Annotated in this window: 19 protein-coding genes; 3 read left to right on the top strand and 16 right to left on the bottom strand. The window is 47.5% G+C overall.

Annotated elements, in window-relative coordinates; all coding sequences use genetic code 11:
• Window positions 1-121 precede the first annotated feature (121 nt).
• From FIV04_RS13965 to FIV04_RS13935, 7 genes are all read right to left on the bottom strand, one after another.
• Window positions 122-1,495: a DUF4397 domain-containing protein gene (locus FIV04_RS13965; RefSeq protein ID WP_152469413.1), complete on the bottom strand. Its 1,374-nt coding sequence runs from the start codon at window positions 1,493-1,495 to the stop codon at window positions 122-124.
• 203 nt (window positions 1,496-1,698) lie between these two features.
• Window positions 1,699-3,042 (bottom strand): acetyl-CoA carboxylase biotin carboxylase subunit, encoded by a 1,344-nt coding sequence (gene accC / locus FIV04_RS13960; protein WP_152469412.1) that lies wholly within the window; start codon window positions 3,040-3,042, stop codon window positions 1,699-1,701.
• Between the two features lie 15 nt (window positions 3,043-3,057).
• Entirely contained in the window at window positions 3,058-3,525 is a 468-nt protein-coding gene (gene accB / locus FIV04_RS13955) for an acetyl-CoA carboxylase biotin carboxyl carrier protein (protein ID WP_152469411.1), read from the bottom strand.
• A 74-nt stretch (window positions 3,526-3,599) separates the two neighbouring features.
• Entirely contained in the window at window positions 3,600-4,049 is a 450-nt protein-coding gene (aroQ, locus tag FIV04_RS13950) for a type II 3-dehydroquinate dehydratase (protein WP_150893194.1), read from the bottom strand.
• Between the two features lie 341 nt (window positions 4,050-4,390).
• On the bottom strand, window positions 4,391-6,340 hold the full coding sequence (acs, locus tag FIV04_RS13945; protein ID WP_032549934.1) for an acetate--CoA ligase: 1,950 nt from the start codon (window positions 6,338-6,340) through the stop codon (window positions 4,391-4,393).
• Window positions 6,341-6,559: 219 nt separating this feature from the next.
• Complete coding sequence (locus FIV04_RS13940) at window positions 6,560-7,192, bottom strand: 3'-5' exonuclease (RefSeq protein ID WP_150869406.1); 633 nt, start codon at window positions 7,190-7,192, stop codon at window positions 6,560-6,562.
• 6 nt (window positions 7,193-7,198) lie between these two features.
• Window positions 7,199-9,025 (bottom strand): DUF294 nucleotidyltransferase-like domain-containing protein, encoded by a 1,827-nt coding sequence (locus FIV04_RS13935; RefSeq protein WP_152469410.1) that lies wholly within the window; start codon window positions 9,023-9,025, stop codon window positions 7,199-7,201.
• Between the two features lie 211 nt (window positions 9,026-9,236).
• Here FIV04_RS13935 and FIV04_RS13930 point away from each other — a divergent pair, with 211 nt between their 5' ends.
• Window positions 9,237-10,424: a 3-phenylpropionate MFS transporter gene (locus tag FIV04_RS13930; RefSeq protein ID WP_152469409.1), complete on the top strand. Its 1,188-nt coding sequence runs from the start codon at window positions 9,237-9,239 to the stop codon at window positions 10,422-10,424.
• A gap of 109 nt (window positions 10,425-10,533) precedes the next feature.
• Window positions 10,534-13,965 (top strand): PAS domain-containing hybrid sensor histidine kinase/response regulator, encoded by a 3,432-nt coding sequence (locus FIV04_RS13925; RefSeq protein WP_152469408.1) that lies wholly within the window; start codon window positions 10,534-10,536, stop codon window positions 13,963-13,965.
• A 68-nt stretch (window positions 13,966-14,033) separates the two neighbouring features.
• Here FIV04_RS13925 and FIV04_RS13920 read toward each other — a convergent pair whose 3' ends face one another.
• The 9 genes from FIV04_RS13920 to aspA all read right to left on the bottom strand — a co-directional run bounded on the left by FIV04_RS13920 (window position 14,034) and on the right by aspA (window position 24,860).
• The gene (locus FIV04_RS13920; protein WP_152469407.1) at window positions 14,034-15,419 is read right to left on the bottom strand and encodes a lyase family protein; all 1,386 of its coding nucleotides are present in this window, start codon (window positions 15,417-15,419) and stop codon (window positions 14,034-14,036) included.
• A 12-nt stretch (window positions 15,420-15,431) separates the two neighbouring features.
• A complete protein-coding gene (locus tag FIV04_RS13915; protein ID WP_150869401.1) occupies window positions 15,432-15,812 on the bottom strand; it encodes a hypothetical protein in 381 nt (126 codons plus the stop codon).
• A 195-nt stretch (window positions 15,813-16,007) separates the two neighbouring features.
• On the bottom strand, window positions 16,008-17,711 hold the full coding sequence (locus FIV04_RS13910) for a sodium:solute symporter family protein (protein ID WP_150869400.1): 1,704 nt from the start codon (window positions 17,709-17,711) through the stop codon (window positions 16,008-16,010).
• Window positions 17,712-17,722: 11 nt separating this feature from the next.
• Entirely contained in the window at window positions 17,723-17,989 is a 267-nt protein-coding gene (locus FIV04_RS13905) for a DUF4212 domain-containing protein (protein ID WP_032549944.1), read from the bottom strand.
• A 360-nt stretch (window positions 17,990-18,349) separates the two neighbouring features.
• Window positions 18,350-18,976 carry a MarC family protein gene (locus tag FIV04_RS13900; protein ID WP_032549946.1) on the bottom strand — a complete coding sequence of 209 codons (627 nt, stop codon included), beginning with the start codon at window positions 18,974-18,976 and terminating at the stop codon, window positions 18,350-18,352.
• A gap of 115 nt (window positions 18,977-19,091) precedes the next feature.
• Complete coding sequence (locus FIV04_RS13895) at window positions 19,092-19,727, bottom strand: response regulator transcription factor (protein ID WP_032549947.1); 636 nt, start codon at window positions 19,725-19,727, stop codon at window positions 19,092-19,094.
• 203 nt (window positions 19,728-19,930) lie between these two features.
• Window positions 19,931-21,739, bottom strand: a complete 1,809-nt coding sequence (locus FIV04_RS13890; protein ID WP_152469406.1) for a protein-disulfide reductase DsbD — start codon at window positions 21,737-21,739, stop codon at window positions 19,931-19,933.
• Window positions 21,740-21,924: 185 nt separating this feature from the next.
• Entirely contained in the window at window positions 21,925-23,232 is a 1,308-nt protein-coding gene (locus tag FIV04_RS13885; RefSeq protein ID WP_150869398.1) for an anaerobic C4-dicarboxylate transporter, read from the bottom strand.
• 176 nt (window positions 23,233-23,408) lie between these two features.
• On the bottom strand, window positions 23,409-24,860 hold the full coding sequence (aspA, locus tag FIV04_RS13880) for an aspartate ammonia-lyase (RefSeq protein WP_032549951.1): 1,452 nt from the start codon (window positions 24,858-24,860) through the stop codon (window positions 23,409-23,411).
• 283 nt (window positions 24,861-25,143) lie between these two features.
• Between aspA and FIV04_RS13875 the strand changes: the two genes are divergently transcribed.
• Entirely contained in the window at window positions 25,144-25,686 is a 543-nt protein-coding gene (locus FIV04_RS13875; protein WP_152469405.1) for an FxsA family protein, read from the top strand.
• Window positions 25,687-25,777: the final 91 nt, after the last annotated feature.

Here is a 25,777-nt window from a genome sequence, read left to right as displayed (position 1 = left end):
ATTGGGCGCAGAGTTTAGCAGATTTAATGAGCGATTACCCCCAATTAAAACTGCCGTTCCAGATATAAGTAAACCCAGTGTTCGCGATGAACACTGGGTTAGCAGATAGTTGAAGTGGTCATCAGTCGTCCAAACTGATTGCTGATACGCTGGTGGGTGCGACAGGATCGTCAATCGCAACAAGCGTTGTGATTGAACCGCCGGTGAGGTCGAGCATTACTGGTCCAATAGCGATGGTGCTAGGGGTATTGGCTGGCGTGATCATGATGTATACCGTGCCAGGCATTACGGGCAGTAAACCGCTATCTCCTTTATAAGGGATATCTTCTAGAATCACATCGTCAGAACTTGGAGTCGCATCAGCACTCACATAAATGTCGACGATGCCTGCCAATGTAGAGGCGTGAATCGCTCTCAGTTTGGCTTCTGTCGCAATTCTTCTTACATCATCTTCAACGACGTAAAGCTCATCATTGCTCAGTCCATCCCCAAGGTTACCGATAGCTAATGCGGTGTAGGTTGTGTTTGCTGCAAGTGAAGCGGTTAGACCAAGGGCACTGACGATGCTGACAGGGCTGCTGCCGTTAACAGCTACCGCGAAGTCTGTCGATGCGGCATTAAGTGCTAGATAGTCTGTTTTGCCCTTGTACATTAGGTTAAATAGGGGCGAACCACTGACTGGTGCTGTGCCATTGACCCACACATCGACGCCTGGGGCATCTGAAATGGTGTGTACCACGCGAACATCTGCGCCGCTATTAGTGTCTTGCACCGTTAGCGAGCCGCTGCCAGTGTCTACTAGTAGAGTTACTGGTGACGCGCCTGCTGTGGTGTTATTGGTTGCCGCGACAAACCAGTCCGCTCCGGCAGGTACCGCTATTGAGCCGGAATCGAAAAACACTTGGGTTGGATCAGATGGATCCGTGATGCGCACTTGGTAGGTATCTGCAGGTACGTTCATTGCGTCGGTGACGCCTAGAAACGAAACGTCATTGGCGAAAGGCGTTGCAGTTGTGAGGTCGGCATTGGGGGCTGTGATGAACACATCCACGGTGGGCGCATCGGGTGCAGAGTGCATCACTTGAACTCGTGCATCGGTTGGGGCCATGAAGTCCCTTGCTATGATCTGAGGCCCGAATGAATTGTCGCCGACTTTCCCTGTCGCAACAACGTTGTACTCTTGCCCAGCCATCAAATCGAGGGTTGTTGCAGGAACGACGGTCGTGGTGGTTCCATCAGCAAGGATAGCGTCAACTTGGACGGTATGGTCGCCTGGGGATACGGAAATTTGTCCTGATGATTGTTGGTAGTCAACATTTTGTAGAGCAGGTTGCCCGTCAAGAAGGACGTTGACTTTCGGTGCGTCAGGAGCAGCATGGAAAACGCGAAGGTAAGAGGAATCTGCTGCTGAGGTATGGTGTGAGTCATCGTTGCCGCAACCCACTATTGCAGCACTGATCGCACTCACGATTGCAAATGATTTAACCAGTTTCATTGTCTTGTCTCCAGATGATTTTTACATCACACAGATCTACGACTTGTTTGATTAAAGGATCAGAAATATCGTGGGAAGACAGAGATGAAAATGTGAATTTGACCTATTTAACTTTTTCTTTTCAGTTGCTTGTATTGATGAAATTATTAGAAATAAAAATGCCCACCGAGGTGGGCATTTCGTGATGTTCTTAAATGAACCGATTATTGAAGACCAAGTTTCTTCTCAAGGTAGTGGATGTTTGCACCACCGTGTTGGAAGTTCTCGTCGTTCATGATCGACTCTTGTAGAGGGATGTTCACTTTGATGCCTTCTACAATCATCTCACCTAGAGCATTCTTCATACGAGAGATAGCAACATCGCGGTTCTCACCGTAAGTGATCAGCTTACCAATCATTGAATCGTAGTGTGGTGGTACAGTGTAGCCCGTGTAGATGTGAGAATCCCAACGTACGCCCATGCCACCAGGAGCATGGAAACGCTCGATCTTACCTGGTGAAGGTAGGAACTTCTCTGGGTCTTCCGCGTTGATACGACACTCGATAGCGTGACCGCTGATCTTGATGTCATCTTGCGTGAAAGACAGAGGCTGACCAGCAGCAACACGTAGTTGCTCTTTGATTAGGTCAACACCGGTAACCATCTCAGTTACTGGGTGCTCTACTTGGATACGAGTGTTCATCTCGATGAAGTAGAACTCGCCGTTTTCGTATAGGAACTCAAAAGTACCTGCACCACGGTAGCCAATCTCAAGACAAGCGCGAGTACAACGCTCACCAATGTATTTACGCATTTCTGCAGTGATACCTGGTGCTGGCGCTTCTTCAACAACCTTCTGGTGACGACGCTGCATAGAACAGTCACGCTCACCAAGGTGGATAGCACCGCCTTGACCGTCAGCAATCACTTGTACTTCAACGTGACGTGGGTTTTCTAGGAATTTCTCCATGTAAACCATATCGTTGTTGAAACATGCTTTTGCTTCTGCACGTGTCATTGCGATCGCTTCAGTTAGCTCTTTTTCAGAACGTACAACACGCATACCACGACCACCGCCGCCACCAGATGCTTTGATGATTACTGGGTAGCCAATACGCTTAGCGTGAGCTTTGTTAGTTGCTTCGTCGTCGTTCAGTGGGCCGTCAGAACCTGGTACACAAGGTACGCCTGCTTTCTTCATTGCCGTGATTGCAGAAACTTTATCACCCATGATGCGGATAGTTTCAGCTTTAGGACCTACGAAGATGAAACCGCTTTGCTCAACTTGCTCAGCAAAGTCTGCGTTTTCAGATAGGAAGCCGTAACCAGGGTGAATAGCAACAGCGCCTGTTACCTCTGCCGCACTGATGATACGAGGGATGTTCAGGTAGCTATCGATACCACGAGCTGGACCGATACAAATAGTTTCATCTGCAAGCAGTACGTGCTTAAGGTCACGGTCAGCTGTTGAGTGAACAGCTACCGTCTTAATGCCTAGCTCTTTACATGCTCGCAGAATACGTAGTGCAATTTCACCACGGTTCGCGATTACTAATTTATCTAACATAATGAGGCTTCTCTATTATTCGATAATTACTAGAGCTTGGTCGAACTCAACTGGTTGGCCGTCTTCAACTAGGATTGCAGTTATAACACCAGACTTGTCCGCTTCGATTTGGTTCATCATCTTCATCGCTTCAACGATACATAGAGTGTCGCCAGCGTTAACTTGTTGACCTACTTTAACGAATGGTTTTGCATCTGGGCTTGGCGCGCTGTAGAAAGTACCAACCATTGGAGAAAGAACTTGGTGACCAGTTACTGCCGCTGGAGCTTCAGCTGCTTCTGGAGCCGCCGCAGGAGCTGGAGCCGATGCAGGAGCTGGTGCTGCTACAGGTGCTGGCGCTGCTGCGTATTGAACTGGTGCTGCTGCAGGAGCAGTGCCGTTACGGCTGATGCGTACTGACTCTTCACCTTCAGAGATTTCTAGTTCTGCGATACCAGACTCTTCAACCAATTCGATCAGCTTTTTGATTTTGCGAATATCCATCGTTTCTTTCTCTTATTTGTTAATTAACCATGCTCTATGACTGGAGCTGGTGTCTAATAGTTCGGTTATGTTCGTTACTTTGACTGAAGCTTGTTAATCGCAGCGGTCAAAGCAAATTGGTAGCCTTGTGCGCCCAAGCCACAAATTACCCCTTCGGCTTTGTCTGAGAGGTAAGAGTGGTGCCTAAACGGTTCACGTGCGTGAACATTAGAAAGGTGCACTTCAATAAATGGGATTGCTACGCCAAGCAGTGCATCGCGCAGTGCCACACTGGTGTGTGTGAACGCTGCTGGATTGATAATAATAAAATCAATATTTTGGAATGCACCGTGAATGGCTTCAATTAGCTCGTACTCACGATTTGATTGTAAGTGAGATAGCTCAACGTCCTGCGTTTTCGCTTGCTCTTTCAGACCGTCAATTATCTGGTCAAGTGTTTGAGAACCGTAATGAGCAGGCTCTCTTAGGCCTAACAGGTTAAGGTTTGGGCCATTTAAAACTAGAATGCGAAACTTTGTAGACATCGTGGGGCTATCTTCCTTTATCGTGACGACGAGAGCGAATGTCCCATTTTATTTACAAATCATGCCGTTTTGCTAGAGCTAAAACGACCGATTTTAAAAATTAGAACCAGATTATAGCTAATTCAGCGCAAATCGCAGCAATTTACTGGTCTAATCTCCTAATGTAATGGTGCGGAATTGTTACCAAGTTAACAAAAAACGGGAGAAGCCTTAATTTAAGGGAGGATATTTGAGATCAAGATCAGGCATAAAAAAACCGCCACACAGGTGACGGTTTACAAATAGGGGTGTTTTAAACATATCAGGTAAACATGCCCAAGTTAGGGCTGTTTATCGCAGTTTTATGCAAGCTCAGCTTTTTCTGCGATGAGCTTGTCAACCACACTTGGGTCAGCAAGCGTAGAAGTGTCGCCAAGGTTGCCTGTATCACCTGTTGCAATCTTACGTAGGATACGACGCATGATCTTACCAGAACGCGTTTTCGGTAGAGAGTCTGTCCAGTGCAGTACGTCTGGTGTCGCAATCGGACCAATCTCTTTACGTACCCAGTCTTTCACCTCTTTATGTAGCTCAGCTGTTGGGAACTCACCGTCGTTTAGGGTGATGTAAGCGTAGATCGCTTGGCCTTTGATGTCATGAGGGATACCCACAATTGCAGCCTCGGCAATCTTATCAAATGCAACCAGCGCTGATTCAATCTCTGCTGTACCCATACGGTGGCCAGATACGTTCAGTACGTCATCAACACGGCCTGTGATCCAGTAGTAACCATCTTCATCACGACGAGCACCATCACTAGTGAAGTACATACCTTTAAATGTTGAGAAGTAAGTCTGTTCGAAGCGCTCATGGTCGCCATAAACAGTACGCATTTGACCAGGCCAAGAATCTAGAATCACTAGGTTACCGTCGGTTGCGCCTTCAATGATGTTGCCCATGTTGTCGACCAGCGCAGGTTGAACGCCAAAGAATGGGCGAGTCGCTGAACCTGGTTTTAGATCCGTTGCACCCGGTAGAGGAGCGATCAAGATACCGCCCGTTTCGGTTTGCCACCATGTATCAACAATCGGAGAGTTCTCGTTACCAATCGTTTTGTAGTACCACTCCCACGCTTCTGGGTTAATTGGTTCACCTACCGAGCCCATAATACGTAGACTGCTACGTGTTGTGCCTTCAACCGCTTCGTTACCTTTCGCCATCAGAGCACGAATCGCTGTTGGTGCCGTGTATAGGATGTTTACTTGGTGCTTATCAACCACTTCACTCATACGGCTAGTATTCGGGTAGTTTGGCACGCCCTCAAATAGGATTGTCTTAGCGCCGTTAGCCAGTGGGCCGTAGATTAGGTATGTGTGGCCAGTGATCCAACCCACATCAGCGGTACACCAGAAGGTTTCGCCTTCTTGGTAATCAAATACATACTTGAACGTCATTGCCGCGTAAACTAGGTAGCCACCCGTTGTGTGTAGAACACCTTTAGGTTTACCTGTTGAACCTGATGTGTAGAGAATGAATAAAGGGTCTTCTGCTTTCATCTCTTCTGGTGGACACTCTGAAGATACGTTTGCTGTTGCTTCATGCCACCAAACATCACGATGCTCGTGCCAGTCAATATCACCACCAGTACGTTTCATAACGATGACTTTTTGAATGGTTTTCACTTCTGGGTTGGTCAGAGCTTCATCGACATTTTTCTTTAGAGGGACGGCACGGCCGCCACGAACACCTTCATCAGCGGTGATCACAACCTTAGAATCAGAATCGATAATACGGCCTGATAGTGCTTCTGGTGAGAAGCCACCAAATACCACAGTATGAACTGCGCCGATACGTGTACAAGCAAGCATCGCAACCGCCGCTTCTGGCACCATTGGCATGTACAGACACACAACGTCGCCTTTTTGTACGCCTTGTTCTTTAAGTGCGTTAGAGAATTCACACACTTCTTTATGCAGTTCGTTGAAAGTCAGCGTCTTGTCGTCAGCTGGGTCATCACCTTCCCAGATGATTGCCACGTCGTCACCGCGCTCAGCAAGGTGGCGGTCAATACAGTTCGCAGACACGTTGAGTGTGCCATCTTCAAACCAGCGAATATCGATGTGGCCTGGGTCAAATGAAGTGCTTTTCACTTGGGTGAAAGGCTTAATCCAATCTACGATTTTTCCATGCTCGCCCCAGAAACCTTCAGGGTCAGAAACAGATTGTTGGTACATGGCTAGGTAAGTGTCATTATCCGCGTGCGTATTTGCTTTGATGTTTTCTTTTACCGGATAAACGTGGGCTTCACTCATTGCATCTCTCCTTGTGCCTACATTCCTAATGAATTGGCAACTTCCTTTATGTTCAGTTTCTAAGTCAAGTTAGTGGACTGTCGTTGTGTTATCACTGTCGGCTAGCAGAGCCATTTCCACAATTAGACTTTAGGATGAGAAGCGTGTTTCTACTTAAAAAATAGCGAGTTAAGTGTTTTTTTGAGAGTTAGATCGTTTCAATTATTTACGCGGGTTGATTTATGAATAAGATGAGTTGAAGCGTGGTAGATCACCATGTTGAAGGCGCACAAATATCAGTGCGGCCGAGATAGCGTCTTGTAATGCATCATGTTTATTGGTGGGCAGCGGCAGGTCGAGCTGGCGACAGATGGTGTCGAGGCTTAGATCGAAATAAGCGTTTGGCAGGTGTTTCTCGAGTTTTTCTTGATAGAGCTGACTAACTTCTACTAATGGATTAGGCATAGGGAAGCCAAAATGCTTTAAACACGCTTTATCAAGAATCTTTTTGTCATAGCGGATGTGGTAACCCACCAAAGGTCGATTACCGATGAAGTCGAGCAGTGCGCTGATGGCCTGTTTCTCTTCGACCCCATGTTTGAGGTCTTGGTGGCGAATGCGATGGATTTTTATCGAGTTAGAATCTAAAGATTGAGGTGCTCTTAGTCTGACCTCAAACGGCTGACTGGTGATGATGCGGTTACCGACAATCTTGGTCGCTGCAATTGAGACTAGCTCCGCTTGATTTGGATCGAGGCTGGTGGTTTCACAATCGAGTGACACCAACTCTTGTCCTGAATTGGTGGTGAAGAGATCCCGATAGGGCGACCCCTTGAGTTTTCGATACCAGTAATAGCGTACTAATCGGTTCATGGTGATCTAATCCCTAATTTGGTAGTGATAGCCCAACCATTGCTTAAACTTTTTCACTACGTGCAAACTGTGCCTTAATAGGTCTCGGTCTGCGCGCTCCATGAGTTTCACGTCGAGTTTGTTGCTGCTGTGCTGCTGCGATAAACGTTGTGATAGACGCCACTTGAAGAACTGTTTGAGCGCTTCGCTGAGGTTGTCTGCAGTGCTTCGCTCAAGAACATTCTTTTCCACTAGTGCTTCGATACGCTCGAAGGTGTTGTTGACACTGATGCCGTGCTCAAGGCTGAGCGCTCTTACGCCATGAACGATAGGGAAGATGCCTCCCTGTTTGATGTCTAGCCCTGATTTGGACGCTTTCACGTTACCAAACAGAGATAGCGGTACAGAGAAGTTCAAGGCAGGGCGGCAAAACTCTGTGAGTATGAGTTCTTGTCCCACCATTAAATCTCTCAAATGATCTTTAACCGGTTGCAATAGCTCTCGATTGCCTGCTACTGCATGAGCGTCTGCCATAATGGCGATGTCCATGACCGTATCGGGAGTCGCCTTCTTCACCCATTGGGATAGTGTTTCCTTCCAGCCTTGTTGTGAGTGCACCCATTTCGGATTATTCACCATCACATTGCCTGGGCAGAGCGGGTAGCCTAATTGCTGCAGGGTATGAGTCAGCTCAGCCATGACCTCTTCACAGTGATGCCACTCTAAACCGTCTTGAATGATCAGCGCGTTGTCTTGGTCTGTTTTGAGTATCTGTTCTCCGCGCCCCTCTGAACCGAGCACAATCAGACAGCAGTGGTTTTGCAGTGCCGGAGGCAAAATCAGTTCAAAAGCTTTCTCTATAATCTGCTCGTTAACCGCAGAGATCAGTTCCATGATAAAGCGCGTTCGAATGCCATTGCTGATTAAGCTTTCAACCAATTGACGCTGTTTGTTGGAGGCCATGGCCAACTCTTCAATGCTGGTGGCGCGAGCTATTCGCAGAGTCAGTACATGAGAGTGGGTCGAGAAGGCACTCAGTATCTGTGTCATATCGAGCATGCCGACCGCTTCTTGCCCATCACAAACCATCAAGCGTTTTACCCGATTACGCGTCATATTAATCATGGCGTTAAACAGGAAATCACCATCATTGACGTGCAAAACAGGGAAGGTCGCTATCTCACCAACGGGCGCATCAAGGGGGTAATTCTCGAGCATCACAGCGTGCAATAAATTGGTCCGTGTGACGATAGAGTACGGAAGGGTACATGATGATCCAAAAGCTTTTAGATCATCATAGGCCAAACGAACTAAAGCCGAGTCGAGCCCTTGTTCCTTAAGGGTTCTTGTTACCTCATTGATAGGTTGGTTAGGCTCTAGGATCAGAGGTGGGTGATAAATCGAATCGTCGACTTTGGTTAGGATAAATTCAGCCAAGTTTTGCTGCTGTTTAGCGGCCTCTATGAGCTCTTTACGTTTGGCTAGGTTGTTATCAAAGTAGGCAGCAAACTGGCCATTTGCATTGTAGAGCTCGAGGAATACATCGGTGGGAAGCAGGTAGCTGAGGGTATCTTCTAGTGCGATGTATTGGTGTTTGGTGTGAGGCTCAAACTGACTACGAACATCAAAGATATCGTCGTTTGCATAGTGGGCGTAAATCTCCCCATCTTGGCTAGCACGTTCCTCTACGGCACCTTTAATTAAAATATGCAGATGACGACTTGGGCGATCCGCTTCGAGAATGGTCTCTTGAGCACGATAGTAAACCACGTCGAGCGCAGAACGCAGGGTCAATTGTTCAGCCTCAGATAAGCTATCGAAGGGTGGATGCTGCATATTAAATTTATCAGGCATAAGCGTCGCAGATAGAGTGAAGAACCTAAAGGTAAGTCTGACAAAAACTCACTGAAGCTCCAGACGACTTTAGTCTAAACGTGCGATTTTCCTCGGCGATACAGTCATTGATAACACGGAAACTCAAAGCAGCAATTATTCCCTTTTTCATATGATTGCGTAGAGGCATAATCTCCGCTGCCTCTCTGCAATCGTTTATATAGGTATATGTATGTTTAACCCTTCCCCGTATGGATGGATATCTCAGTATTTCATCGGTTTCTTTTTCGCTTACGGTGTCTATCTGCCGTTTTGGGCATTATGGTTCGAAGACCAAGGGGTTTCGGCAGGTGATATTGGTGTATTGATCGGTGTGGGATTTGCGACGCGATGTGTGGCGAACCTTTTAATTACTCCGCGTGTTCATAAAGCGGAGCACTTAATGCCTGCGCTGCGCTGGCTCAGTTTAGCGGCGTTGATTTTTGTAGCGTTTCACTTCTTCACTGGTGGTAGCTTCCTACTAATGCTATTAGCAACCATCTTGTTTAACCTCTGTTGCGGGCCAGTTGTTCCGTTGTCCGACGCAATGGCGAACTACTACAGTCGACTTAAGGTGTTGGATTATGGCCGCACACGACTTTGGGGTTCGGTTGCATTTATTGCTGGCTCGACGGTGGTTGGTTATCTGGTGGCACAGTTTGGCACCGATATGATCTTGTATACGGCATTAGCTGGGGTGTTTGTATCTCTGATACTGGCAATGAGAAACCCGAACCTGATGCCAGTGACGCAATCCGAACAGCACCAAGTACGTCCAAAGTTAGGAGCGTTGATGCGTGAGCGCTCGGTTGTGAAGTTCCTTGCGTTGATGGCGTTGTTGCAAGGTAGTCACGCTGCTTACTACAGTTTCAGTGCTATTTATTGGAAGGAAGCGGGCCACTCCGAAGCCATCATCGGCTACTTGTGGAGCTTAGGGGTCGTGGCGGAAGTGGGTGTGTTTGCATTAAGTAAACGTCTCTTCTCTGGCATGGCACTCAGAACGCTATTTGTTATTGCTGCACTAGGTGTGATTGCGCGTTGGGGTATTACGGCATCGACAACGGATATCTTTGGTTTGGTATTAGTGCAGTTGCTGCATGGTGTGACATTCGCAATGGCGCACATTGCTGCCATTCAGTACATCCAATCTGAAGAAGAGAACAAGATGGTGGCACTGCAAGCACTCTATAATGCGATTCCGCTTGGTGCGTTTATCGCATTGATGACCACTCTGAGTGGTTGGGGTTATGAATTGTGGGGCGCGAACATTTTCTGGGTGATGGCGGCAATGGGTGTACTGGCTCTGTTTATTAAGTTGGATGAGCGCAGTTCCGTGGTCGACGTCGAATTGGCAGCTGCGACAGCTAAAGCAGAGAATTAGAGCCTAAAGCACAGAAATTAATCGACCTGATTGTGTTGCTGACACTTCCTTAGTTAAATGAAACCTCTCCCTTATGGAGAGGTTTTTTTATGGAAGAAAAGGGTTCGCAATGCAAGGATGGATCGTAATCCCCGTCTCACTCGCCTATCTCGGGGTGTTATTTTTAATTGCTTGGTATGGAGATCGGCAAACTCGCTGGTTGTCACGCTGGCGACCATGGATCTACAGCTTATCAATTGCGGTTTACTGTACCTCGTGGACCTTCTACGGCACAGTGGGGCAGGCCAGTAATAACCCTTGGTCTTTTCTTCCTATCTACATAGCCCCAATTCTGGTTTTTACTTTGTGTTGGCGGATTCTGGCGCGGCTTATTGTCATCGCCAAGCGCGAACACATCACCTCGATTGCTGACTTTATTGCTGCTCGTTATGGCAAGTCACAAGGGCTCGCGGTCACGGTGACGATTATCGCTGTAGTGGGCATTTTGCCTTACATAGCACTGCAGTTGCGTGGCATCACCATGGGGCTCGATATTGTTGCTCCGAGTCTGGCGCAAGATTTTGGTTATCAGGATTACCACGTTTCTTGGTTTGTGGTGGGCGCTTTGGCCATCTTCACTATGTTGTTTGGTACCCGTCATATCGATAACACGGAACACCACCGTGGGATGATGATGGCGGTCGCGTTTGAGTCGATCGTCAAGCTGGTGGCTTTCTTAATTGTCGGGTTGTTTATCATCTACCTAGCGACCAGTAGCGATAAGATTGATCTGCTTGAAGTCGCTGCGCAGACTTATGAATCCCCTAATATTCCCACTCTTATTATCCATACTGTGCTGACGATGTTAGCAATTGTCTGTCTGCCAAGGCAGTTCCATACCATGGTGGTTGAGAATGAAAGGCCGCAAGATCTGCATACGGCGCGCTGGCTGTTCCCTGTTTATCTAATCCTAATGGGGCTGTTTGTGCTGCCAATTGCGTGGGCAGGGCAAGGACTCTTGACGGGTATGCCTGCCGATACCTATGTGATTAGCCTACCGATGGCAGAAGGAGCCAACAACATTGCCTTGCTGGCATTTCTTGGCGGCACGTCGGCCGCGAGTGGCATGGTGATCGTTTCTACAATTGCATTGGCGATCATGGTCTCCAATGATCTGGTGATGCCGTTATTGCTGCGCCGGATGAGACTAACGCAGAGAACCCATCGACACTTCTCTGGGTTGCTGCTGGTGATTCGTCGCGCGCTCATCCTATTGTTGCTGCTAGGGGCATGGGGCTTCTATCAAGCATTAGATAGTATCCACTCACTCTCTGCGATAGGTTTTCTCTCGTTTGCGGCGATCGCACAGTTTGCGCCAGCCCTGATTGGTGGCATGTACTGGCGCTTGGGTAACCGTAAAGGTGTCTATGTTGGTCTGTTGTTTGGTTCTATTATCTGGCTGATCACTTTGATGAGCCAAACCAGCATGCTCGCGGGTGACCAAGAGAGTAACTTATTGTTGTGGTTGATTACGCCACCTGATCTGTTAGCTAACTGGGATGTCAGTAGCTCCAACTGGGGGATTGTGCTCAGTATTACCGTGAATACACTCTGTTATGTGGTGATATCCCTATCGACCAGACCAAGCCTAAGTGAGCGCTTACAATCAGCGGCATTCGTTGGTGCGCCTTTGCCTGAAAACGAAAACATGAGTCTTTACCAGAGTCGTGTGACGGTTGCTGAGCTAGAGATGCTCGCCTCACGGTTTGTGGGACGCAAGCGCGCGAAAAGTGCCTTTCAGGCGTATTGGCAGCAGCAAGGTCGACCACTACTGCCCAATCAACAATCACCTGCCAGTTTGATTCGACATGCTGAACGTGTGCTCGCTGGTGTATTTGGTGCCTCCTCTGCTAAGTTAGTACTCACTTCTGCCCTGCAGGGAAGAAACATGCAGCTCGAGGAGGTCGCGACCATCGTTGATGAGGCCTCTGAACTGTATGATTTTAGTCGTGGCTTGTTGCAAGGGGCGATTGAACATATCGGTCAAGGCATTGCGGTAGTCGACCAACAGCTACGTTTAGTGGCATGGAACCAGCGTTATCTAGAGTTGTTCGTGTTCCCTAGCGGACTGATTCAGGTCGGTAGGCCAATTGCCGATGTGATTCGACACAATGCGGAGCAGGGCTTATGTGGCCCTGGCGATCCAGAGGACCACGTTAAGCGACGCATCTTCCACCTTGAGCAAGGCACCCGTCATACCTCTTCGCGGGTAAGACCAGATGGTAGAGTAATTGAAGTGCAAGGTAACCCGATGCCAAGTGGCGGGTTTGTGATGAGCTTTACCGATATCACGGTATTTAGACAAGCGGAGCAGGCGCTGAAAGACGCCAATGAGAGTTTAGAAACTCGCGTTCACGAGCGCACCCAAGAGCTTGAAAAACTCAACCAGCGTTTGGTGAAAGCCACTCAAGTGTCAGAACAAGAGTCACAATCCAAATCGCGTTTCTTGGCGGCGGTGAGCCACGACTTGATGCAGCCATTGAATGCGGCGCGCTTGTTTGCTTCTTCACTGTCAGAAGTCGCGAAAGAGCAAGAGGTTAAGCAGCTCTCTTCACATATCGAGAGTGCACTTGGTGCGGCAGAAGACTTGATTGGTGATCTGCTTGATATCTCGCGCTTGGAATCGGGCAAGTTAGAAACCAATGTCCATAGTTTCGCTATTAATGATGTGCTGTCCAACCTGAATGCAGAATTCAGCGCCTTGGCAGGACAGCAGAATATCGATTTCCATATGGTGCCATCATCGCTGTTTATTCAGTCTGACCCCAAACTACTGCGTCGCGTGATTCAGAACTTTTTGACCAATGCGTTCCGCTATAACCCAAGTGGTAAAGTTGTATTGGGTGCACGGCGTGTGGATGGCCGAGTGCGTATTGATGTATGGGATAACGGCACTGGTATCGATGAAGATAAACAGCAAGAGATCTTTGAAGAGTTCACTCGTGGTAGCCAAGTACGTTCAGATCAAGGCTTAGGTCTTGGCTTAGCGATTTCAAAAGGGATCGCACACGTTCTTGGGCATGAAATCTCGATGCGCTCTTGGCCAGATGAAGGCAGCGTATTCTCGATTACCTTGCCTCGAGCAGAGAAGGTGGTTACTGCACCGCAAGTGGCGGCACCGACCGTCAACAGCGAAATAGCCCAACTGAAAATCCTGTGTGTGGATAACGAGCGAGACATTCTGGTCGGCATGGAGAACCTGATTGGTCGTTGGGGATGCGATGTGCGAACTGCGGGGGATCTGGTTGAGAGTTTGAAGTGTCTGGAAGACAGTTGGCAACCGGATGTGATCTTCTCGGATTATCGACTCGACAATGGGCGCACCGGCCTCGAAGTTCTGCAGCAATGTCGCTTGAGACTGGGTGATAGTTTCGAAGGGGTGATTATCAGTGCTGATCGTACCGATGACATGTTAGCGGCGATCAAAGCGCATGGTTTCAGTTTTATTGCCAAACCAGTTAAGCCACTCAAGCTCAGAGCAGTACTCAATCGTGTCGCTTAATTAGCATTTGGATCATAGTAGGCCAAAAGCGAAGCCAACTCTGGCTTCGCTTTTTTATTGGGCTTTACTTAGCCGGCAATTCCGCCTTTAGTCAGCTGACTTGGGTTCAATAAGCTTGCTAGCTCATCACGTGGGATGTCGGTTTCACGCTCGGCTACATCTAGGATTGGCAGGCCTTCTTTATACGCCTTTTTGGCGATGTCTGCGGCTTTTAGGTAACCAATAACTGGGTTGAGCGCCGTCACTAGAATCGGGTTCTTCGCGAGGGCTTCATCAAGGTTATCTTGACGAACGGTGAAGGTAGCTACAGCTTTATCTGCCAGTGCCACCGAGCTGTTGCTCAGTAGTTCGATGCTCTCAAGCACATTGTGTGCAATGACAGGTAACATCACATTGAGTTGGAAGTTGCCAGATTGACCAGCGACTGTGATGGTGGTGTCGTTACCAATCACTTGCGCTGCCGCCATTGCTGCAGCTTCTGGAATCACAGGATTTACTTTACCTGGCATGATAGAAGAACCTGGCTGCAGAGCTTGGAGTTCAATTTCGCCAAGGCCAGCCAATGGACCAGAGTTCATCCAGCGAAGATCGTTTGCGATCTTCATGATCGCAACTGCTGCGGTTTTAAGCTGTCCAGATAGGGCAACGATCGCATCTTGGCTGCTGAGATTAAAGAAGAAGTTTTCGCTCGAACTGAATTGCAATTTCGTCGTTTGAGACAGGTTGTGCGCGAAGGCATCTGCAAATCGCGGATCGGCGTTGATCCCGGTTCCGACGGCTGTTCCGCCCTGAGCGAGTGCTTTTACTGCCTCCAAGCTCGATTCAATGCCTTGTTTTGCATGGTCAATTTGGAATTTCCAACCACCTAATTCCTGAGCGAGAGTGATTGGCATGGCATCCATTAGATGAGTGCGACCTGTCTTGACCACGTCGGCAACCTGCATCTGTTTAGTGGCTAACACATCTGACAAGTGTGCAAGGGCTGGCAGTAGTTGCTTCTCTACCGTTAATGCTACGCTGACCTGGATTGCTGTCGGTACAACATCGTTACTGCTTTGCCCCATATTTACATGGTCGTTTGGGCTAACGTCACCTTGCAGTGCACGTGAGGCCAGCGTTGCGATAACCTCATTGGCATTCATGTTCGAGCTGGTGCCGGAACCCGTTTGATAGACATCGACAGGGAACTGTTCAAGGTGTTGGCCATCGATGATCTCTTGGCTCGCATCGATAATTGCGTGAGCAATATCGCCCTCAAGATGACCCAATTGTGCATTGGTGTTAGCTGCGGCCTGTTTGATGAAAGCGAGTGCTTGAATGAAGCTTGCAGGCATTGTGTGCGAACTGAAAGAGAAGTTATCAGCGGCGCGCTGGGTTTGTGCTTGGTAAAGTGCATTGGCTGGCACTTTTACTTCACCCATGCTGTCTTTTTCGATTCGAAATTCTTGGGTCATGCTGGATCCTTGTTAGCCAAGTGGAGCTTGGACTTGTTGTAGGGTTTGTTGGAGCGGTAAATACTTCTGTTTACCGTTAGGTTGTTGGTAGTAATGACGCTTTAAACAAAATAGAGGCGTGTGGATCAAATCAAGACAAACACGACGAAATGTCAGGCTGCGTTGTGGTGATTCGATGGCTTCTATTAGGTGAAAGAACAGCTGACGGAGGAACAGTTCGCACAGCAGAATGTTTTCATGCTCACTATCTTTTTCATACTGAAGCGCAAGCTCTAGACTGCAGTCGATATAGCTTTGGATTGTTGATGGCTCATATCCCTCAACCACATCGGAAGCGAGAAAACGGTCTTGTGCTTTGTAAAAAGTGGAATAGATAAGTTGCTGTTGCTGCATTAATCTCTCACCATCGTTAATTAGATGTTAATGATAATTATTATCAAATGATGTATTAAAAACAACCCTTTCTTTTCATAAATGGCGGGACAAAAAGAAAAAGCCGATACATGACGCATCGGCTTTCTGAGAACCAGTACCTAATCCCTACAATATAAGCACTGGTTTGTTTTAGTCTCTTGCGAGAGTTGTTGCTTAGTGGTCGTGAGCTGCACCAGCACCTTTAGGGTAACGGATGTTCTCTACCATCTCTTGTACATCTTGTGGTACTTCAGCTGTAACCTTGTTCACCGCGATAGATACTACAAAGTTCAGACACATACCTAGCGTACCGATGCCCTCTGGGCTGATACCGAACCACCAGTTGTCTGGCGTGCTTGCTGCTGGGTTGATGAACTTGAAGTAGATGATGTATGACGCTGTGAATAGGATACCTGCCAACATACCTGCAATCGCACCTTCCTTGTTCATCTTCTTGTAGAAGATACCTAGGATAATCGCTGGGAAGAAGGATGCTGCGGCTAAGCCGAATGCAAACGCTACTACCTGTGCCACGAAGCCTGGTGGGTTAATACCCAAGTAACCTGCACCAATAATCGCGACCATTGCTGCCAGACGAGCGGCTAACAACTCCTGCTTGTCGCTCATGTTTGGTCTAAACCCTTTCTTCAACAAGTCATGCGAGATGGATGTTGAGATTACCAGTAGTAGACCTGCTGCTGTTGATAGTGCGGCTGCAAGGCCACCGGCTGCCAGTAGTGCTACAACCCAGTTTGGTAGTTTCGCAAGCTCTGGAGAAGCCAGTACGATGATGTCACGGTTGATCTTCATCTCGTTGCGCTCATCGCCCGAGTAGAACATCTTGCCATCGCCATTCTTATCTTCCCAGCCTACTAGACCAGTGCTTTCCCAGTTTTTGTACCAGCTTGGTGCTTCTGCTGCTGGAACACCTTGCATGTCAGGACCGTTGATTGTCTCAATCATGTTTACACGAGCAAACGCCGCTACACCTGGTGCTGTTGTGTAAAGTAGTGAGATGAACAGTAGTGCCCAACCTGCTGAGATACGTGCATCACGTACTTTTGGTACCGTGAAGAAACGGATGATTACGTGTGGTAGACCCGCTGTACCCACCATTAGAGCTGCACAGATGAAGAATACATCCACCATGCTCTTATTACCTTCGGTATAGGCGGTAAATCCGAGCTCTTCGGTTAACCCATCCAGTTTATCGAGTAGGTAAACGTCCGTTCCTGAGATAGTTGAACCCATACCGATTTGTGGAAGCGGGTTACCTGTCATCATGATTGAGGTAAAGATAGCTGGCACAAGGAAAGCGAAAATGAGGACACAGAATTGAGCTACCTGCGTATAAGTGATGCCTTTCATGCCGCCAAGTACTGCGTAGAAGAACACAATACCCATACCGATGATGATACCTAGGTTGATATCAACCTCTAGGAAACGTGAGAATACAACGCCTACACCACGCATCTGGCCTGCAACGTACGTGAATGATACGAAGATCGCACAGAATACTGCTACCATACGCGCTGTTTTCGAGTAGTAACGTTCACCGATGAAATCGGGAACCGTAAACTGACCGAACTTACGCAGGTAAGGTGCTAAACAGAGTGCAAGTAGTACATAACCACCTGTCCAACCCATTAGGTATACCGCACCGTCGTAGCCAACGAATGAGATGATACCTGCCATTGAGATGAATGATGCTGCTGACATCCAGTCCGCGGCTGTTGCCATGCCGTTTGCTACTGGGTGTACACCACCGCCTGCAACGTAGAACTCACTGGTTGAGCCAGCACGAGCCCAGATAGCAATACCGATGTAGAGTGCAAAAGTGATGCCGACGAGAATAAACGTCCAAGTTTGAATATCCATGTTCTAAACCTCTAGTCTTCCTGTACGTTGTATTTCTTGTCGAGCGCATTCATACGCACTACGTAAACAAAGATTAAGGCGACAAAGGTGTAGATCGACCCTTGTTGAGCGAACCAAAACCCTAGCTTGAAACCGCCTAGTTGTACGGTGTTAAGCGCATCGACAAATAAGATGCCTGCGCCGTAAGACACTGCAAACCAGATGGCCAGCAGGGTCCCCATAATTCCCAAGTTTTCCTTCCAATAGGCTTGAGCATGTTCTGTTGATTCGAACGCCATTGCCTTCTCCTTTCTTCCGATTCCGTAGAATGTTTGTGTTAACGTAATGTTACGATTTGAAATATAGCAAGGGGAGGTCAAGGGATCTGTGCAACTTTAGTCGGGGCGAAAAGAGCAGGAAGTCTTTGTTTTATGGGGCTTACAACGCACCTTGACCCAAAAGTGTGATGTTGCAATGTTGTTAAATTAGCCAAAGGTCTAACGAAATGTCGATTTTTGATGAGATAAAACTCAAAAGGAGGATGATTTTTATTCTGTCGATGCAGATTCAGTTCTTCGCAGGAGTGTTTGGGGAAATGAGGGAGTGGAATTGCCCTCATCCAACAAAGGCTGAGAGCAATTAATGTTTGCAAGTAAGCCTTACAGGTAGAAGTCTTTGATACCCATCAGAAGGTTATTTACCGCAACCGCCGCTAGAATCAAACCCATGACACGGCTGATGATTGCGGCACCGACATTACCAATCACCTTCTGAATCTTAGTGGCGCCCAGTAGCAGCAGCAAGGTGATAACAAGCACCAACACCATAACCCCTGCGGTAATGCTCTGGTCAATCAGTGAGTAGCGGTTATTGTCCGTCAACATCACAATCGCCATCATGGCGCCGGGTGAGGCAATGGAAGGGATCGCCAGTGGGTAGACCGCGAGATCCGCGAGTTGCTTACTGCACACCTCTTCTGAGATTTTCTGTTCTTGCTCTGGTTTGCTCTCACCAAAAATCATGGTTAATGCGAATAACAGCAGCACCAATCCACCGGCAGCTTGGAAAGCGGGTAATGGAATCTGCATCGCTTCAAGAAGCAGTTGGCCTGCGATAAGGAAAAAGAGTAGTACACCGGTTGCGATGGCGATCGCCTTAAGGGCAACGGCGCGGCGCTGTTTTGGTGTGAGGTGCTGTGTTTGTGATAGGTAAACAGGAACGGAGCCAATTGGGTCGATGACCGCCCAAAGAACAACAAACTGAGTAATGATGATACTAGTAAGCAAGGAAAATCTCCCAGAGTTAATGACAGAGGGATAAGGCCGCTAATCTGCAGCCTTTAGATTATAGCGGCTATTATTCCTTTTAAGTCATCACTGTGTGAGATGTTACGAAAATAGCCTAACTTTCTGTTTCCATTTGCTGTAACAAGATCACCGCCTGAGTACGGTTTTTCACATCTAGTTTGCGGAAGATAGCGGTCATATGAGCTTTGATGGTTGCTTCAGAAACATTGAGCTCGTAAGCAATTTGTTTGTTAAGTAGACCATCAGAGAGCATGCCCAATACCTTGTATTGCTGTGGCGTTAGGGTTGCAATCTTTTCTGCTAAGTCGCTGCAAGCTGCGTTATTGGTGATCAAGCCTTCTGGGAAGAATGGGTCGCCGTTCAATACTTGATTGAGAGCACTCACCAGCTCGCGCATATCACTCGATTTAGGGATAAAGCCAAATGCACCATGGCTCTTCACCTGAGTCACAACGCTAGCATCCTCGCTGGCAGAAATAACAACAATAGGTAAATCTGGGTACTCAGCACGTAGCTGAATCAAACCGGACATGCCGTTGGCACCCGGCATTTTGAGGTCGAGCAGCAGCAGATCTGGCTCGTCTTCTTTTTTGAGAAGTGTCAACAAAGCGTCCAGAGAGTCCGCTTCTAGAAGGTTCGCGCCACTGATCGCCATATGCACTGACTGAAACAAGGCGTTACGAAACAGAGGGTGGTCATCAGCAATGATGATGGTATAGGTCGAGTCCATGACGTTCATACTTTTAACAATTTAGTTAACATTTATTATTGACCCGATTGACTATGCGGACAATATTTATGCACTAAAAGTCTGAAGCATATCCACTTTTGCTGAGAGGCGAGTATGGAAAGGTTTTATAAAAATGTAAAAGCCACGTTTCAGTTCTCATTTGAGAAATAAAACGTGGCTTGTATTTTATCAACGCAGTGCTGTTATAGCTGGTGGCTTTGCATGTGTTTTAAGAAGGTTGCAGCGTTCATAAAACCGGTCACACGAGCATTTGGAACATGGTTACCCTTACCGTCCCAGAACTCAATAGTTGGTAAACCAAGGACCTGCATTTGTTTAAGCAGTTCAATATCTTGAGGTAAATTTTTGGTCACATCAGCTTGCAGCAGAACAAAACCAGAAAGCTTGTTTTCAACATCGGCTTGGTGGAAGGTGTACTTCTCAAACTCTTTACACGCGACACACCAGTCGGCATAGAAATCGAGCATCACCGGCTTACCTAACTTCTTCGCTTCGATAAGCTGGATCTCAAGCTCTTCAACGGTATTGATACGCGCAAACTCAATTTGAGCAGTCTGCTCGACACTTTTTTCTGCAAACCAGTAGTTCAGGGCCGGTTGAGCCGATGCGAATAGCCCAAGCATAGCAATGATGCCGACTGCGCTCTGTTTCCAGCCACCAAACGGCAGGGAGTTTTTGCTGTGATACAACCAACCAAAGGCCACAAAGCCAAGCGCTGACCACAATACAGTTGCCCAAAGCTCAGGAAGAATGCGCTCTAATAGGAAGATAGGCGCTGCCAGTAGAATAAAGCCAAATACAATTTTGACCTTGTCCATCCAGCTGCCGGCTTTCGGTAGCAATTTATTGCCGAATACCGCGACGAGCATCAGTGGGATACCCATGCCCATTGCCAATGCATACAGAGCAATACCACCTGTAAACAGATCGCCACTTTGTGCCACGTAAAGTAGAGCACCAGATAGCGGGGCTGTAGTACATGGTGAGCACACTAAACCAGAGATCGCACCCATCGCAAACACGCCTAAGGTGTTGCCGCCTTGCTGCTTATTGCTTTGGTTGTTGAGCCAAGTCTGAACACTGCTTGGAAGTTGCAGGTTGTAGACGCCAAACATCGACAGTGCCAATGCCACGAATAGAACACTTAAGCCAATCAGTACATAAGGGTGCTGCATCGCCGCTTGGAACTGCATACCTGCAGATGCCACAACAAGACCAAGCAAGGTGTAGGTGAGCGCCATACCTTGCACATAGATGAATGACAGCATCAGTGCACGGCCTTGGCTTAGCTTACCGCCACCCAACACAATGCCAGTCAGAATCGGGTACATAGGCAGGACACATGGTGTGAAGGCGAGACCAACACCAAGAGCTAGGAATAGCAGCGGTGTCCACCAACTGTCACCGAGCTGTTCAGCAAGGCCAGCTTCTTTTGAAACTGGAGCCGCGCTGCGCTCTTCTGCGATAGGGGCTGAAGTTGGTTGTGTTGATACCTCAGTCTTAGCAGAGGCATTTGCTGTATTCGCGACATCTGCCGACGGTGTGAATGGCTCGATGTCGATGACACGAATTTCAGGTGGGTAACAGAAACCCGCTTTGGCACAGCCCTGGTACTTAACGACAAGCTGCGAGCCATCTTGGTAGCTCTGCAGTGGGACTTGCACAAATAGCGGTTGCGTATAAATGCTCACCTCACCAAAAAACTCATCTTGGTATGGTTGTCCGTTTTCCATCTCTACAGGGCCGATAGCGAGATTTTGGCCTGTAAAATCAAGACTGTGTTGATAGAGGTAGTAGCCCTCTTTTACTTGCCAGTCTATGAGGATCTTGCCGTCTTGCTGGTAGTAATTAAAAGGGAATGCCTGATCAACAGGAACAAAGCTATTGGCTGAGTCGAGTTCAAGTCCTTGGTCGTTATTGCCAAAGAGAGCATAGGCTGAATGGGACAAACTAAGCAGTCCAACACACAGCGTGATGAGAAATGCGCGCATAAGTGAAGTCATCTTGATTAAGTTAACAGCGATATTAACTTAATCAGACCTTATTGCTGACTAATAAGTTTCAAATTGCCGATTTTATTATAAAAATGTTTTCGTTATATCGGGCTTGTCTTTAGGAAACCGATAATAAAAAAGGAAGCCGAGGCTTCCTTTTAAAAATAACAGATTGATTCTGATTAGATGAACAAGCCACCGAAGCCAAAACCTAGCGCAACTGCTGTCGCGATAGTCACCACACCCGGGATAAAGAATGGGTGGTTGAATACAAGGTTGCCGATGCGAGTCGAGCCTGTGTCATCCATCTCAACCGCTGCAAGCAGAGTTGGGTAAGTTGGCAGAACAAACAGTGCACTTACTGCTGCAAATGACGCCACCGCAGTAAGAGGCGCTACGCCAATTGCCAGTGCTGCAGGCATAAGAGCAACAGTGGTTGCACCTTGAGAGTAAAGCAGCATAGAAGCAAAGAATAGAACCAGTGCCAGCATCCAAGGGTAATCAGATAGTAGAGCACCTGCTACGTCTTTGATCTCTGCAACGTGTGCGTTTACAAACGTTGAGCCCAACCAAGCCACACCAAGTACACATACACATGCTGTCATACCAGAGCGGAATGTTGGTGCTGAAGAGATCTTCGCCGCATCGATTTTCGTGAACAGTACAATCGCCGCCGCTGCTGCTAGCATCACAGACATGATCGCTTCGTTACGACCTAGCGCTGGGTTTTCAATCAGACCCACAGAGCTAGAGATCGCCGCCGCGTAGCAAACAACAAAGCCGATAGCCGCTAGGAAGATGTAAGTCGCTTTCTTCGCTGTTGGCAGAATCTCACGTTTCTCTTCTGTCGCTAGTTTGATTAGACCTTTCTCTAGACGCTCTTGGTATACAGGATCGTCTTTAAGTTCGCTGCCCATATAGTTCGCAACAACAGCACCAACCATACAAGCGATGAAGGTTGTAGGAATACAAACCATCAGCAGTGTTAAGTAATCAACACCGAACGGCGCTAGCATCGCAGCAAAAGCAACAACCGCCGCTGAGATTGGAGAAGCTGTGATCGCAATCTGAGACGCGACAACCGCAATCGATAGTGGACGAGATGGACGAACACCTTGGCCTTTAGCAACTTCTGCAATCACAGGCAGTGTTGAGAACGCTGTGTGACCCGTGCCCGCCATCAATGTCATCAAGAACGTCACGATAGGAGCATAAAAAGTTATGCGTTCAGGATGTTTGCGTAAAAAGTTTTCTGCAATCTGAACCAACCAGTCCATACCGCCTGCGACTTGCATAGCAGCAATCGCAGTGATAACCGACATGATGATCAGAATAACGTCGATAGGGATAAAAGATTGACTGGTTGGAACGCCAAGGATTAGCGACAGAGCGATAACACCCGCACCGCCGGCAAAACCGATACCAATACCGCCAATTCTGGCCCCTAAAAAGATAAAGAGTAGGACAACGAATAGTTCTACTGCAATCATAGTAACACCTCATTTTTAGATTTTATTATCTGAAAACTCGCCACTGAGTGTTCAAATAATAGAACCTTGGCTAGAAGCCATTGTAAGAATTTGTCTCGCTATAAAACCACTTAAAATTTATGGTTAATCGTTTTCGGGACTAAAAAAGGGCTCCGTTGGGAGCCCTACATTTAAACTTACTCGTAGCGTTTGCCTTTATACTGAGGACGCATCAAGTTTTCAACTGAGAAAATGTCATCAAGTTCTTCTTCAGTGAGAAGACCACGCTCTAAAACCACATCGCGGACACTCTTACCAGTTTCTGCACAAATCTTACCAACGATGTCACCCTCGTGGTGGCCAATGTACGGGTTTAGGTAAGTCACGATACCGATAGAGTTAAACACGTGTGCTTCACACACTTCTTTGTTCACAGTGATGCCGTCAACACACTTGTCACGTAGGTTCACACAAGCATTGGTTAGAATGTCTAAAGACTCAAACATGCTTTGCGCGATTACCGGCTCCATCACGTTCAATTGAAGCTGACCGCCTTCTGCTGCGAAAGAAACCGTGTTGTCGTTACCTAGTACTTTGAAGCACACTTGGTTTACTACTTCAGGCACGACTGGGTTTACTTTAGCTGGCATGATTGAAGAACCTGCTTGAAGCTCTGGAAGGTTCAATTCGTTTAGGCCAGCACGCGGACCAGAAGAAAGTAGACGTAGGTCGTTACAGATCTTAGACAGTTTAACCGCTAGGCGTTTTAGTGCACCGTGGGTCATTACGTATGCACCACAGTCTGAAGTTGCTTCGATTAGGTCTTCTGCTGGAGAAACCTCTAGGCCAGTTACTTCAGCAAGGTGTTTAACTGCTAGCTCTTGGTAACCTTGTGCTGCGTTTAGACCAGTACCGATCGCAGTTGCACCTAGGTTTACTTCTAGAAGAAGCTTTGATGTGTACTCTAGGTTCTTGATCTCTTCATTGATCGTTACTGCCCATGCGTGGAACTCTTGGCCCACTGTCATTGGTACTGCATCTTGCAGTTGAGTACGACCCATCTTAAGAACGGTGTTGAACTCTTGGCTCTTAAGCTCGAATGCACCTTTCAGGTATTCGATAGCATCGATAAGCTTACGTACGCTGTTGTAAACAGAGATACGGAAGCCTGTTGGATATGCACAGTTGGTTGATTGACTCTTGTTTACGTGGTCATTTGGATTGATGAACTCGTATTGGCCTTTCTCTTTGCCCATAAGTTCAAGAGCCACGTTCGCAACCACTTCGTTTGCGTTCATGTTTACAGAAGTACCAGCGCCGCCTTGGAAAACATCTGACGGGAATTGGTCCATGCACTTACCCGTATCTAGGATAAGGTCACATGCCGCAATGATGTGCTTCGCGACTTCACTTGGAATTACACCTAACTCTTTGTTTGCTAAAGCCGCAGCCTTCTTAGTCATCACCATACCGCGCACGAACTCAGGTACGTCTGAGATAGTTACACTTGAGATGTTAAAGTTTTCGATAGCGCGTAGAGTGTGGATGCCGTAGTAAGCATCTGCCGGAACATGACGTTGACCTAATAGATCTTCTTCGAGACGAGTGGCTTGAGGAGCTTCAACAGGAGCTTTAGATTGGGTAGCCATAACAGGATCCTTAGAGAATTATTCTGATAATATAATTAGTTATTAGCCTATTCTTTACGCGAAACTCCGTTCACCAGAATTTTAGGCTGATAAATCCGTCCTGACTTATGTGGCACATAATACTGTACCTAGCGCATAAAAATAGTAAGTTGATCACCTTTTTTGCTTTTGTTTCGTCAATCTTGTGCAAACTATTTTTTGAGGGCGGGACACGCTTATTTACAGGATAAATTTGAGTTCGTGAGAGCTTTCAACGTACACTGAACACAACAAAGGAGGGCTTGTGTTTCCTATCTTATTATTACTGTTTATCTTTGTGCCTATCATTGAGATCGGCTTATTTATTCAAGTTGGTGGCTTCTTAGGATTGTGGCCAACTATCGCCTTGGTATTAGTGACTGCATTTGTCGGTGCATCGCTGGTGCGCAGCCAAGGGATCCAGACTTTAATGTCGGTTCAAGGTCGTTTGCAGCAGGGCGAGATGCCAGCGCAACAAATCCTTGAAGGCGTGATGCTTGCGGTGGCGGGTGTACTGCTATTAACGCCGGGCTTTATGACCGATGCGCTAGGTATGTTGGTGCTACTGCCAGCACCACGCGCAGCAATCGCGAAAAAGTTGATGGAGAAAATGGTCGTTAAGAATGTATCAGGTAGCTTCCACGCAGGTGGTCATGCTGGTTTTGGTCAGAGTCCATTTGGTGAAGACCCGTTTAACTCAGGTTCGTTTAAGCAAGACCCATTTGACCAATCAAAAGGCGGCAACACCTTTGAAGGTGAGTTTGAGAAGAAAGACGACGATAACAACGACCGTAACCGTTTGAACTAATCTCTATCTCATCATCAAAAAGGCTCTCTCCTTTATTCTTTAATAGAACAAAAGGAGAGAGCCTTTTTTATTGCCGCTTAAGAGCACTGTC

It is taken from the genome of Vibrio sp. THAF190c (genome assembly GCF_009363355.1).
Classification (GTDB): Bacteria; Pseudomonadota; Gammaproteobacteria; order Enterobacterales; family Vibrionaceae; genus Vibrio; species Vibrio fortis_A.
Note: the sequence above shows the minus strand (reverse complement) of the source record. Positions and strands in the feature narration are given on the sequence as shown.